This is a genomic window from Actinomycetota bacterium (genome assembly GCA_005888325.1).
Taxonomy (GTDB): domain Bacteria; phylum Actinomycetota; class Acidimicrobiia; order Acidimicrobiales; family AC-14; genus AC-14.
Window position 1 is genome coordinate 85,131 of sequence record VAWU01000062.1, and the last position, 13,305, is coordinate 98,435.

General features: G+C 68.6%; 10 protein-coding genes. 7 read left to right on the forward strand and 3 right to left on the reverse strand.

Going from position 1 to position 13,305, the window contains the following annotated elements:
* The first annotated feature begins 754 nt into the window (after positions 1–754).
* From E6G06_18030 to E6G06_18040, 3 genes are read left to right on the forward strand one after another with little or no spacing between them, the layout of a single operon-like run.
* The gene (locus tag E6G06_18030) at positions 755–3,991 is read left to right on the forward strand and encodes an efflux RND transporter permease subunit (protein TML87448.1); all 3,237 of its coding nucleotides are present in this window, start codon (positions 755–757) and stop codon (positions 3,989–3,991) included.
* 12 nt (positions 3,992–4,003) lie between these two features.
* A complete protein-coding gene (locus tag E6G06_18035) occupies positions 4,004–4,459 on the forward strand; it encodes a hypothetical protein (GenBank protein TML87449.1) in 456 nt (151 codons plus the stop codon).
* 42 nt (positions 4,460–4,501) lie between these two features.
* The gene (locus E6G06_18040; protein ID TML87563.1) at positions 4,502–7,618 is read left to right on the forward strand and encodes an efflux RND transporter permease subunit; all 3,117 of its coding nucleotides are present in this window, start codon (positions 4,502–4,504) and stop codon (positions 7,616–7,618) included.
* 20 nt (positions 7,619–7,638) lie between these two features.
* On the opposite strand, the gene E6G06_18045 is transcribed toward E6G06_18040, so the two are convergent.
* Positions 7,639–8,037 (reverse strand): DUF3040 domain-containing protein, encoded by a 399-nt coding sequence (locus E6G06_18045; protein ID TML87450.1) that lies wholly within the window; start codon positions 8,035–8,037, stop codon positions 7,639–7,641.
* 391 nt (positions 8,038–8,428) lie between these two features.
* Between E6G06_18045 and E6G06_18050 the strand changes: the two genes are divergently transcribed.
* The 4 genes from E6G06_18050 (at position 8,429) to E6G06_18065 (ending at position 12,429) form a co-directional block, all read left to right on the forward strand.
* Positions 8,429–8,626 (forward strand): hypothetical protein, encoded by a 198-nt coding sequence (locus E6G06_18050; GenBank protein ID TML87451.1) that lies wholly within the window; start codon positions 8,429–8,431, stop codon positions 8,624–8,626.
* Positions 8,627–8,721: 95 nt separating this feature from the next.
* Complete coding sequence (locus E6G06_18055; GenBank protein ID TML87452.1) at positions 8,722–9,915, forward strand: beta-lactamase family protein; 1,194 nt, start codon at positions 8,722–8,724, stop codon at positions 9,913–9,915.
* A 170-nt stretch (positions 9,916–10,085) separates the two neighbouring features.
* Positions 10,086–10,373, forward strand: coding sequence for a metallopeptidase family protein (locus tag E6G06_18060; protein ID TML87564.1), 288 nt, complete (start codon positions 10,086–10,088; stop codon positions 10,371–10,373).
* 61 nt (positions 10,374–10,434) lie between these two features.
* Positions 10,435–12,429, forward strand: a complete 1,995-nt coding sequence (locus tag E6G06_18065) for an ATP-dependent helicase (GenBank protein ID TML87453.1) — start codon at positions 10,435–10,437, stop codon at positions 12,427–12,429.
* A gap of 11 nt (positions 12,430–12,440) precedes the next feature.
* Here E6G06_18065 and E6G06_18070 read toward each other — a convergent pair whose 3' ends face one another.
* Both E6G06_18070 and E6G06_18075 read right to left on the reverse strand, forming a co-directional pair.
* Positions 12,441–12,755 (reverse strand): hypothetical protein, encoded by a 315-nt coding sequence (locus E6G06_18070; protein TML87454.1) that lies wholly within the window; start codon positions 12,753–12,755, stop codon positions 12,441–12,443.
* 86 nt (positions 12,756–12,841) lie between these two features.
* Entirely contained in the window at positions 12,842–13,303 is a 462-nt protein-coding gene (locus tag E6G06_18075; GenBank protein ID TML87455.1) for a VOC family protein, read from the reverse strand.
* Positions 13,304–13,305: the final 2 nt, after the last annotated feature.

Sequence of the window (13,305 nt, forward strand, 5' to 3'; positions counted from 1 at the left end):
CGGCTCGAGCGGCCCGGTCCGGATCGAAGACCATGACCGGCCACCACCGCGGCGGCGCGGGGACGGCGAACCTGCAGGTGACCGGCCGGCTCCGTTCGCGTCGCCCATCCCCGGCCCGCCCGAGAGACGGCGCCGTCATTGTCGGGAAAAGATCGGTTGACAACGATCCGACTGCGTCATAACGTCCGAATCGGGTACCGCTGGAGCGGGGGTTTCGGCGGTTTGGTGGGAAAGGGGGGGAACGGCGCCGCGATGACTGATCGCTGCTCTCTCCGCGCTCGCGTTCGAGCCGCTCTCGCCTCCGGGTCTTCGTCCTTCGAGTTGGTTTCGCGACCCTCAGGAGGCCTATAGCTCGCGCGCTCGGGTCTCCTCTTTTGCTGTCGCAGCCGCGAGCGCGGTGATGGTCTTTCGCGCCTGGCGAGCGACAACGTCCGTCTTCATTTCGGGAGCGTTCGTCACTCGCGGGCTCATTTCGGTTCTTGCCGCTGGTGATCGGCAGACTCTTTCCGGCGGCCTGCAGTCCGATGCTCTGCGCTGCAGCCAGGTCTGTCTTCACGTTCCTTCCCCTCTTTTCCGAGCCATGGGCACCGTACGACGCGGCTCCTGAAGCCACGCTGAAGAACGACGTTCAAACCCTTCGACTTGGCGTTACCAGCTCGTTCGTTTGCCGGCCCCAAGACCGCTTCGGCGCGGGACTCATATCCGAAACCAGCGGATCCGGTATTGCCGGTCCGGTGCAGGGAGGTTTTCAGCCATGATGCGTTGGATCGTCCGCTCGAGCCTGAAATCCCGAGGCTTGGTGGTCGCTGTCGCCGCGGTCGTGCTGTTCCTCGGGATCACCCAGCTCCGGGACATGCCCAGGGACGTCCTGCCCGAGTTCGTGCGGCCGACCGTGAACGTCCAGACCGAGGCGCTCGGGCTCTCCGCGCCGGAGGTGGAGCAGCTCATCACCGTCCCGCTGGAGCAGGACCTGCTGAACGGGGTGCCCTTCCTCGATCTCATCCACTCGAAGTCGGTTCCGGGGCTGTCCTCGATCGAGCTGATCTTCAAGAAGGGGACGGACCTCGCTCGGGCGCGACTGGTGGTGAACGAGCGCTTGACGCAGGCGGTCGCGCTCCCGCACGTCTCGCTGCCGCCGCAGATGCTTCAGCCACTGTCGTCGGAGAGCCGGGTCATGATGATCGGTCTCACCTCGAAGTCGCATTCGCTCATCGACATGGGCGTGCTCGCCCGCTGGACGCTCCGGCCCCGCTTGATGGGCGTGCCCGGCGTGGCGAACGTGGCCATCTGGGGACAGCGGGAGCGGCAGCTGCAGGTGCAGGTCGATCCGCAGACGCTCGACGAGCGCGGGGTCTCACTCGACCAGGTGATCTCCACCACCGGGAACGCGCTGTGGTTCTCGCCGCTGGGTCGCCTGGAGGCGAACACGCCCGGCACCGGCGGGTTCGTCGACGGGCCCCAGCAGCGGCTCGGGGTCTTTCACAAGTCGCCGATCACGACTCAGGCGGACCTGGCCAAGGTGGCCATCGAGGGAACGGAGAGCGCCTACGGTGCGAGCCCGGCCCTGACGCTCGGTGACGTGGCGAACGTGGTCGAGGACCATCAGCCCCTCATCGGCGACGCCGTCCTCAGCAAGGGCCCCGGGCTCATGCTCGTCGTCGAGAAGCTCCCCGAGGCCAACGTCATGGAGGTGACGAAGGGCGTCGACGAGGCCCTCCGCGCCATGGGGCCCGGTCTCGCCGGCATTCAGGTCGACTCGTCACTCTTCCGGCCGGCCAACTACATCGCGAAGTCCACCCACAACGTCGCCAAGGCGCTGCTCATCGGCCTCGCGCTCCTGGTCCTGTTGCTCCTGGCGCTCCTGTTCGAGTGGCGCACCGCCTTGATCGCAGCGGTGACCGCGCTGTTGTCGCTGGCCCTGGCAGTGATCGTGCTCCATCTGGGAGGGGCGACGATCAACGCGATGGTCGTGGCGGGACTCGTCCTCGCCGTCGTGGTGGTGGTCGGCGACTCGATCGTCGACACGGAGAACATCAGGCGGCGCCTGCGTCAGCATGCCGAAGTGGGCAACGGATCCGCGGCAACGACCGTGCTCGAGGCCTCGATGGAGGTGCGCAGCCCGCTCGCATTCGGGACGATCATCGTCCTGCTCGCCCTGGCACCGGTCTTCGTGCTGAAGGGCGAGGCCGGCGCATTCGCGCCTCCGATCGCGCTCGCATACGCGGCGGCGGTGTTGGGGTCGATGGTGGTCGCCCTCGCCGTCACGCCGGCGCTCAGCCTGTTGCTCCTCGCCAAGGCGCCCCTTGCGAGCCGCGAGTCGCCGGTCGTCCAGCGGCTCCGTCGGGGTCACGATCGCTTTCTCCCGAGGTTCGTCGAAAGCCCTCGTCTCGCGCTCGGCGCGGTGGGCGTCGTCGCGTTGGTGGGCGTGGCGGTGTTGCCGTTCCTCGAACGCGGGCACTCGCTCATCCCCACGTTCAAGGACAGGGACCTGCTGGTCCACTGGGAGGGCGCACCCGGCGCCTCGTTGCCGGAGATGGACCGCATCACGGCTCGCGTCAGCCGCGAGCTGCGATCACTGCCGGGCGTCCGCGACGTCGGCGCGCACGTCGGGCGGGCGGTGCTGGCGGACCAGGTGGTCAGCGTCAACTCCGGCGAGCTCTGGGTGAACATCGATCCCTCAGCCGACTACGGCAAGACCGTGAGCTCGATCCAGAGGGTGGTCAACGGCTATCCCGGCCTCGAGCACTCGGTGCTCACGTACCCGAAGGAACGAATCGAGCAGGTGCTCGGGCGGACAGGGCAGGACATCACGGTGCGCGTCTTCGGCTCCGACCTGTCCGTCATGCGCCGCAAGGCGAACGAGTTGCGGCGGGCGATCTCGAAGATCGACGGCGTGTCCAACACCACGGTGCAACGCGACGCCGTGGAGCCGTCGTTCGAGGTGAAGGTCGACCTCGCCAAGGCACAACGCGTCGGCATCAAGCCGGGCGACGTGCGTCGGGCGGCGGCCACGCTGCTCTCGGGCCTCGGCGTCGGCTCGCTCTTCGAAGAGCAGAAGGTGTTCGACGTCGTGGTGTGGGGCACGCCGGAGACTCGCGCCAGCCTCACCGACATCCGCAACCTCCTGATCGAATCGCCCACCGGCGAGCACGTGGCCCTGGGCGACGTTGCCGACGTGCGCGTGACGGCTGTACCGCAAGTGATTCGACACGAGGATGTCTCGCGGAGCATCGACGTCGGGGCCGACGTCAGCGGGCGGGACGTCGGCGCGATCGCGAGCGACATCAAGGCGACCCTTCGCAGCGTCAAGTTCCCGATCGAGAACCATGCCGAGCTGCTCGGCGACTACGCGGCCCGTCAGGCGGCGAAGACGCGGTTCATCGCGCTGTGGGTCGCCGCCGCGATCGGGATCCTGCTGCTGCTGCAAGCTGCCGTCGGGAGCTGGCGGCTGGCTTCCGTGCTGTTTCTCGCCCTGCCGTCCGCGCTCGTCGGCAGCCTGGTGGCGGCGCTCGTCAACGGCGACCGGATCTCGCTCGGTTCTCTGGTGGGCTTCTTTGCGGTGTACGCGATCGCGGCCCGGAGTGTCGTCCTGATGGTCGAGCACTACCAGCGACTCGAGGAACACGGCGGCGAGATCTCGCGCGACGAGCTCGTGCTGCGCGGCACGCGGGAACGACTGGTGCCGATCTTCACGACGGCGGCAGGCGGGGCGCTCGCGCTGCTTCCGTTCATCGTGCTCGGCGACGGTCCCGGCTACGAGCTCGCGCACCCGATGGCGGTCGTCGTCATCGGCGGCCTCGTCACCTCGACCCTGCTCAGCCTGTTCGTGGTACCGGCGCTGTATCTGCGCTTCGCGCCCCGCATCGAGGCTGACCAGATGCGGCACGAGCTCCTCGATCTCACCGCCATCGACGGTGGCGGCGACGGCAAGGTCGACGCCGACGGCATGGTCGACGTGACGACGACATCCACAACGACGACGCACTCATAGGGGGAACGTTCGATGCAACGCGGCACACGATGGATCGTCGTCGCGATGGTCGCCGGTCTCGCGCTCTCGGCCTGCTCGAAGGCGGCCCAGGAGCCGGAGGCGACGGGCCACGCCACCGTCAAGCTCGAGGCGGTCAAGGGACAGCCCGACCTCAAGCGGGTGATCCTGTCGGCAGAGGCGGTCAAGCGGATCGACGTCCAGACCGTCAAGGTTCGTGAGGCACAAGCCGAGAGCGGCGCGACACAGAAGGTCATCCCGTATGCCGCCGTGCTCTATGACGCCAACGGCAAGACGTGGGCGTACGCCAACCCCGGGCTCCGCACCTTCGTCCGCGCTCCGATCACGGTCGACCGGATCGACGGCGACGACGCCATCCTCGTCGACGGCCCGCCCTCCGGCACCACCATCGTGACGGTCGGCGCCGAGGAGCTGTTCGGCACCGAGTTCGGACTCTTCAAAGAAGACTGACCGACCGAGAAGACTGACGGATAGAGGAACCGCGCCGCCATGATGCGTTCGATCGTAAAGACGAGCCTCAGATTCCGTTTCATCGTGGTGGCTCTCGCCGCGGCGATGATGTTCTTCGGCGCCGGTCAGCTGCGTCACAGCCGGGTGGACGTCTTCCCCGAGTTCGCGCCACCACGCGTGGAGATTCAGACCGCGTGCCTCGGGCTGACCGCGGCCGAGGTGGAGAGCCTGGTCAGCGTTCCGCTGGAGCAGTCGCTGAACGGGTTGGAAGGTCTCGACATCATGCGGTCGAAGTCGGTTCCCCAGCTGTCCTCGATCGAGCTCATCTTCAAGCCCGGCACCGATCTCCTGAAGGCGCGGCAGGTCGTCCAGGAGCGGGTGGCAACCGTCACATCCACGCTGCCGACCTGGGCCGCTCCGCCCATCATGATCCAGCCCGTGTCCGCGACAGCGCGCGTCATGAAGATCGGACTGTCTTCCAAGACGTGGTCCCTTCCGGACATGTCCATGACCGCCTACTGGAAGATCAGGGCGCGTCTGCTGCGCGTGCCCGGCGTCGCCGACGTCGCCATCTGGGGCGAGCAGCTGAAGATGATGCAGGTGCAGGCCGACCCGCAGCGCCTGCAGGCGAACAACGTCTCGCTCGAGCAGGTCATGGACGCGACCGCCGACGCGCTCGACGTGGGGTTGTTGAAGTTCTCGGAGGGCGGGGGTGTGATCGGCACCGGCGGCGCCATCGAGACCGCCAACCAGCGAGTCCAGGTCCAGCACCGCGCTCCCCTCGTCACGCCCACCGACATGGGCCAGATATCCGTGGGCACGCGGCCCGATGGCAGGCCGCTCGTGCTCAACGACGTGGCCAACCTGGTCGAGGATCATCAGCCGCTCTTCGGCGACGCGGTCATCAACGACAACCGCGGCCTCATGCTCGTCGTCATGAAGCTTCCGTGGGGCAACACGTTGGACGTCACCCACAACGTCGAGGCCGCGCTGAACGAGATGAAGCCCGGCCTCACCGGCATCACGATCGATCCCACCATCTTCCGGTCGGCCGACTTCATCGACCTGGCGATCCACAACCTCACCGACGCCCTGCTCCTCGGTTGTGCTCTCGTGGTCCTGATCCTGCTGATGTTCCTCTTCTCGTGGCGCAGCGCGCTGATCAGCGTGGTGGCCATCCCGATGTCGCTGATGGCCGCGTTGCTCGTGCTGCACCTACGGGGGCAGACGATCAACACCATGATCCTGGCCGGCCTGGTGATCGCCGTGGGGGTGGTCGTCGACGATGCCATCATCGACATCGAGAACATCGTGCGCCGATTGCGCGAGGCCCGGAACACGGGCAGCGACAAGTCGACCGCGCGCATCGTGCTCGAGGGCTCGCTCGAGGTACGCAGCGCCATCATCTACGCCACGCTGATCGACGTGATGACGCTGCTGCCGGTGCTGTTCATGAAGGGTCTGTCCGGCTCGTTCTTCCGGCCCCTCGCCATCTCCTACGGGCTGGCGGTGCTCGCGTCGATGGTCGTCGCCATGACGGTGACACCCGCCATGGGTCTGATCCTGCTGCGCAGGGCCCCCGTCGAACGCCGGGAGTCGCCGCTCGTGCGTGCGCTGCACCGCGCGTACGACCGCGTGCTCTGGCCGCTCATCCGCTCACCCCGCCCTGCGTTCCTCACCGTCGGCGCGCTGGTGGTACCGCGGCTCGGCCAGTCGCTGTTCCCCACCTTCAAGGAACGTGACTTCCTGATCCACTGGATCACGAAGCCGGGCACGTCGGACCCCGAAGAGGTCCGCATGACGCAGCGGGTGAGCCGCGAGCTGCGGAGCATCCCCGGCGTGCGCAACTTCGGCGCCCACATCGGCCAGGCCTTCCTGGCCGAGGAGGTGGCCGGCGTCAACTTCGGCGAGCTCTGGATCAGCATCGACCCCAAGGCCGACTACGAGAAGACGGTCGCGCGCGTCGAGGACGTGGTGAATGGCTACCCCGGGCTGTTCCGCAACGTCGAGACCTACCTCAACGAGCGGATCGAGGAGGTCCTGACGGGAGTGGGCAATCCCATCGTCGTGCGCGTCTTCGGCCAGAACCTCGAGATCCTCCGCACCAAGGCGCAGCAGGTGAAGGACGTCATCTCAAAGGTGCCGGGCGCGGTCGACGCGCACGTCGAGCTCGTCGAAGATGTGCCGCAGATCGAGGTCGAGGTGAACCTCCAAACCGCCCAACGCTACGGGATCAAGCCCGGCGACGTGCGCCGGGCGGCGGCCACGATGGTTTCGGGCGAAGAGGTGGGCGACCTGTTCAGGGACGGCAAGGCCTACGACGTCCAGGTCTGGTCCACGCCTGCGACGCGCAACAGCCTCACCGACATCCGGGCGCTCCCGATCGACACGCCGGGCGGCGGTCACGTGCGTCTCGACGAGGTGGCCGATGTGGCCATCAAGCCGACGCCGAACGTCATCCATCGAGAGTCGGCTTCCAGGAGCATCGACATCGGCGCGGACGTGGAGGGACGTGACCTGGGCTCCGTCGCCCGCGACATCGAGAGCGCGGTCAAGAAGGTCGACTTCCCACTCCAGTACCACGCGGAGTTTCTGGGAGAGTTCAAGGAGCGACAGGCCACGCAGAGCCGCTTGGTCGGCTTCAGCATCGCCGCCCTCATCGGAGTCTTCCTCCTCCTGCTCGTGTCGTTCCGGAGCTTCCGCCTGGCGGCTCTCGGCTTCCTCACCCTGCCGTCCGCGCTGGTGGGCGGCGTGCTGGCGGCGTACTTCTTCAGCCACGCCATCCTCTCGCTCGGCTCGCTCGTCGGCTTCTTCACGATCTTCGGCATCGCGGCGCGCAACAAGATCATGTTGATCAACCACTATCAACATCTCGAGGAGCACGAAGGCGAGACGTTCGGTCCTGAGCTCGTCCTGCGCGGGGCACGGGAGCGGCTCTCACCGATCCTGATGACCGCGTTGGCCACCGGACTAGCCCTGGTGCCGCTGGCGGTCGTCGGCACGATCCCCGGGAACGAGATCGAGCACCCGATGGCCGTCGTCATCCTGGGCGGGCTGTTGACGACGACGTTGCTCAACCTGTTCATCGTCCCCTCGCTCTACCTGCGATTCGGCAAGCGGGGGAGTCGCAAGCAGGAGCGTGTCCTCCCGGCATCGTGACCGAGGAGATCGACGCGCGTCTACCGCGGGTGGTGAGGAACGCGAACCAGCTGCCAGAGCATCAGCGCTGACGCAAGCGCGGTCGCGCATCCGACGACGCCGAGCGCGCTCGTGATCGATGCGGTCGAAAGGCCGGACACGTTCGACATCTCAACCGCGAACCAGGCGTGACGTACCGCCACCAGGAGCGCGATCCCTCCGAGGAAGCATGCAACGAGCAGCGCGAGCCGTCCGCGGCTTCGGCGCGGCAACCGGGAACCGGACGCATCGAAGTGCGCGAACCACACTGAGTCATCCGCGGCTGCGTCATCGGGTCGGAGCTGCGCTTCGAGCTCCGCGATCACCCGTTCCTCGTACTCCGTGAGGGCCAATGCCTTTCCTCTCCTCCGAGGGCCGCGCTCTCTACCCCTCCCGCGCACACCTCAGCGCCCTGCGACCTGTGTGTGTCGTGCCGAGGCCACGTGGGTGAAAACGCGTCAACCGAATGACAGATGGTCCCGGGCGCGAGGTGCACGAGATGTCGGGCCGCACCCGATTTCGGTGCGTTGTCCCGTCTCGCGCCTTCACGCTCTCCCCTCAAGGGGCATTGTGGGGTGTCGCGCCTGAGCACACGCTGAACCTTCCGCACACGCCGTGTCACGGAACCGCGGTGCGTGACCCTCGTGGTCGGCCGGTCGATCCCAGCATGCTGGCTCGCGCGGAGAGCGAGGTCGCGGATCGCGTGCGCGCGTGAGTGCGAGCCGATCATCCGCGTTCAGCCGCGTGACGGACGCAAGACTGGTGTCCATGGCACTCGCGAAGGGAGCGACCATGGGCAGCAGCGTCGAGATGCAGAACGACGAACGCTCGCTCAATCTCGATGCGATCAGGGCGAGCCTCGAGGACGCGGCAGCCGTGCTGGCGGAGATGACGGCCGGCGACGCGCGCGGCGCGGAAGACGACACCACCGCCGTCGGCAACCACCCCCGCGCCGGCGACAGCGCGCCTGGCATCGCCCGGCCACGGTAGCGGTCGAGGAACTCCCTACTGGACCGGCTCACCGCCCGGTGGTTCGATCAATGCGGGCGTCCAGGGGGACGGCCGAGAGCCGGAGCGGAACGGAGGTGGCGGTGGCGGTCCAGGGTTCGTGCGAGAGCCGCTTCGCCCAGGTCGGCGAGGAGTTCGAGCGCAACTTCGCCGAGCGGGGCGAGGTCGGTGGCAGCCTGTGCGTGACCGTCGACGGCGAGGTCGTCGTCGACCTCTGGGGCGGCACGGCCGACGTCGCCACCGGTCGACCGTGGGACGCCGACACCGTGTCTGTGGTGTGGTCGTGCACCAAGGGGGCTACCTCGCTGTGTGCCCACCTCCTCGCCGACAGGGGAGAGCTCGACCTCGAGGCCCCCGTGGCGCGCTACTGGCCCGAGTTCGCTAAGAACGGAAAGGCCGACGTCCCCGTGCGGATGCTCCTCAACCACCAGGTCGGCCTCCCGGCCGTGCGGGAGTTCCTGCCCAACGGAGCTTTCGCCGACTGGGACCTGATGGTCGAGACGCTGGCGGCCGAGGAGCCGTTCTGGGAACCGGGCACCCGCCACGGCTACCACGCCCTCACCTTCGGGTGGTTGGTCGGCGAGGTCGTGCGCCGGGTCTCTGGGCAGTCGCTCGGGCAGTTCTTCGCCGAGCACGTGGCCCGCCCCCTCGGCCTCGACTTCTGGATCGGCCTGCCCGAGGCGCACGAGCCGCGCGTGGCCTCGGCCATCGCTGCCATCCCTGCGGCGGACCAGCCGTTGCCCCCGTTCTTCGAGGCCGCCCTGTTGGCTCCGCAGTCGGTGCCCGGACTGGTGCTGTTGAACAACGGCGGGCTCATGGCCGACCCGAACAGCCGCGCGGTGCGCGCGGCCGAGCTCGGAGCGGCCGGTGGTGTCACCAACGCACGCGGCCTGGCGGGGATGTACCGGCCTTTGGCGAACGGCGGCGCTCCGCTCGTGCGTCCGGAGACGATCGCGCGCATGGCTGCGGTCAGCTCGGCCGGCGTCGACGCGGTGATGCTCGCGCCGTCGCGGTTCACCCTCGGCTTCTTCAAGACGGTCGGCGAGCTCGGCCCCAACGGCGTCTGCACGCTCGGTGAAGAGGCCTTCGGTCACCCGGGCATGGGGGGATCGATCGGCTTCGCCGACCCCGCCTGTCGCCTGTCGTTCGGTTACGCGATGAACAAGCACGGGCTCGGCACGCTGCTGAACGACCGGGGTCAGCCGATCGTCGACGCCACCTACCGCGCGCTCGGCTACCGCACCTCCGAGCCCGGGGCCTGGATCCGCTGACCGCTGGGACGAAGCGCCGCTTCTTGGCGCACGTAACCGCCGTCGCGGCGGTTCAGTACGACAAGAACGGGGTTGCACGGGACAATCGCGGCGTGCGTGTGAGCCCTGATGCGTTCGAGCAGCTGGTCGCCGAGGCACTCGACCGGCTCCCGGCCGAGCTCGCCGCGGTGATGGAGAACGTGGCGGTCATCGTCGAGCAATGGCCGACGTCGGAGCAGCTCGGGGGCAGGCGCGGGACCCTCCTGGGGCTCTACGAGGGCGTCGCGCTCACGAATCGCTCGCCGTTGTCCTACAGCGGCGCCATGCCCGACCGCATCACGATCTTCCAGGGCCCGATCAGCGAGCGAGCCGCCGACGAGGCCGAGCTGGTCGACCTCGTGCAGACGACGGTGATCCACGAGGTCGCCCACCACTTCGGCATCTCGGACGAGCGGCTCGACGAGCTCGGCTGGGCCTGACCCCTCGGCGGGACCGAGCGGTCCACGCCGACGACGTGTCGAGGGCACTATCATCGAACAGGTGTTTGGCTGGCTCGACGACTTGAACCCCGAGCAGCGCCGGGCGGTGCTCCACGACGACGGCCACCTGCTGATCGTTGCGGGAGCCGGCAGCGGCAAGACGCGGACGCTGGCCTGCCGGGTCGCGCGCCTCCTGGCCGGCGGCGCCCGCCCCGAGCGGATCCTGCTGCTGACCTTCTCGCGGCGAGCGGCGCGCGACATGCTCACGCGAGCGGCCCAGCTCGCCGAGGCGGAAGGTGCCCGCCGGGTCTGGGGTGGCACGTTCCACTCGGTCGCCAACCGGCTGTTGCGCCGGCACGGCGCGGCAGTCGGCCTCCGCTCCGGCTTCACCGTGCTCGACCAGGGCGACAATGCCGACCTGCTCGGCCTCGTGCGCCACGAGCTCGGGCTGGGCGAGCGGGGCCGGCGCTTTCCGAAGAAGGACACACTGGCGGCCGTCTACTCCAGGGTCGTCAACGCCCAGGAGAAATTGGCCGACGTCGTCGACCGCGCATACCCGTGGTGTCGCGACGACATCGACGGGATCAAGGCCGTCTTCGCCGGCTACGTCGAGCGCAAGCGGGCCCGCAACGTGGTCGACTACGACGACCTGCTCCTCTACTGGCGGGCGTTGGCGACATCGCCCAACGTCGGTCCGTTGTTGCGAACGGGCTTCGACCACATCCTCGTCGACGAGTTCCAGGACACCAACGTCGTGCAGGCCGACATCGTCGCCGCCATGGCCGGACCGGGTGTGTGCGTGGCGGCCGTGGGCGACGACGCGCAGGCGATCTACGGGTTCCGGTCGGGGTCGGCCCGTCACATGATCGAGTTCCCCGAGCGCTTCGCGGGGGCCACCATCGTCACCCTCGACCGCAACTACCGCTCGACGCCGGCGATCCTGGCCAGCGCCAACGCCGTCATGAAGGACGCGCACGGGGGCTACAGCAAGCAGCTCCGGTCGACGAGGCCGCCGGGGAGTCGCCCGGCGCTCGCCACGTGTGTCGACGAGCTGGCCCAGTCCGCGTTCGTGTGCGAGAGCGTGCTCGAGCACCGCGAACGCGGCGTCGCGTTGCACGAGCAGGCGGTGTTGTTCCGCACCGGTCACCACAGCGACGGGCTCGAGCTCGAGCTGGCCCGGCGCAACATCCCCTTCGTCAAGTACGGCGGTCTGAAGTTCCTCGAGAGCGCGCACGTCAAAGACCTGCTGTGCATCCTCCGCATCCTCGAGAACCCGCGCGACGAGCTGGCCTGGCACCGGGTGCTCGGCCTCCTCGACGGCGTCGGCCCGGCCGGCACCCGCCGGCTGATCGACGAGCTCGGCGTGGCCGGGGGGACGGCGCTCGCCCGGCTCCTCGCCGACGACCATCCCCGGTTCCCAGCCGCCGCGGCCGCCGGGCTCGAGGGCCTGCGCGACGCGCTGGGCGAGTGCGCGTCGGGCGACCTGGCGCCCGCCATCCAGATCGAGCGACTGGCCGGCGCGTGCGCGCCGCTCTTCGCCCGCCGGTACCCGAGCACGGCGTCGGTGCGGCTCGCCGACCTCGAGCACCTGCGCTCGCTGGCCACCGACTACCGCAGCCGCAGCCGCTTCCTGGCCGAGCTCACCCTCGACCCGCCGTCGAGCACCGGCGACATGGCCGGCCCGGCCCACCTCGACGACGACTACCTCGTCCTCTCCACCATCCACTCGGCCAAGGGTGGCGAGTGGCAGGTGGTCCACGTCATCCACGCGTCCGACGGCAATATCCCCTCCGACATGGCCATCGGCTCGGCCGAGGAGGTCGAGGAGGAGCGCCGGCTGTTCTACGTGGCCCTGACCCGAGCGCGCGACACGCTCGTGGTGTCGTACCCGCTCCGTTACTACTTCCGGCGCAACCCGCTCGACGACGCCCACAGCTACGGCCAGCCGAGTCGCTTCCTGGCGCCGGCGGTCGCCACCTTCGACGCCACGAGCGTCGGCGAGGCCGTCGTGGAGGACGACCCCGTGGCCGGCGAGCTGGCGGCGCTGTGGCAGTGACGGCCCGAGCGTCAGTCGTCGTGGCTCCGGCCGGGTTCCCGCATCGTCACCGAGTCGTCGACCCTGGATCGGGACGCGGGGTGCTGGAGCTTGTACAACCGTAGGTAGAGCCGGTCGACGGGGTCATAGCGCTGCCACGACACGGGCTCGAACAGGTGCACGACCAGGAAGAGCGCCACCGACATCAGCAGCCAGCGCAGCGCGGGGTGCGCGTGTGCGAAGTGCCGGAAGGCACTGGTGAGGCTCTGCCCGTCGGTGAGCACGGCAACGACGTCCCATCCGACGACCACGGCAATCACGAGTATCCATCCGTAGCGCGCGTTCAACGGCCCTCCACGTCTCGTCGGATATGAGCTCGAACGTCGACCGGAAGCCGTCTACATCAGTGAGTGTGGCGCGGACGGACGGGCCGTCAGCCCTCCAGCGCGGCGACGCGCCTGGCCATCTCGTCGGGTGGCACGTCCTCGATGTGGGTGGCGATGCTCCACCGGTGCCCCCAGCGGTCCTCGAACTCGCCCCCGCGGTCGCCGTAGAACTTGTCCTCGACCGGGCGAAGCGACGTGGCGCCGGCCTTGACCGCGCGATCGAAGACGGTGTCGACGTCGTCGACGTAGACCATCACCGTCACGGGCGTGCCGCCGACGGTCTTCGGGCTCGACGCGCCCATCTCCGGGAACTCGTCGGACAGCATGATCACCGAGTCGCCGAGCTCCAGCTCGGCGTGGCCGACCTTGCCGTCGGGCCCGGCCATGCGCATCCGCTCCTTGGCCTCGAAGACCTCGCCGTAGAACTCGATCGCGTCGGCGGCGCCGTTGATGTGCAGGTAGGGGATGACCCGCGGATAACCGTCGGGGATCGGCTTCACCTTTGCCATCG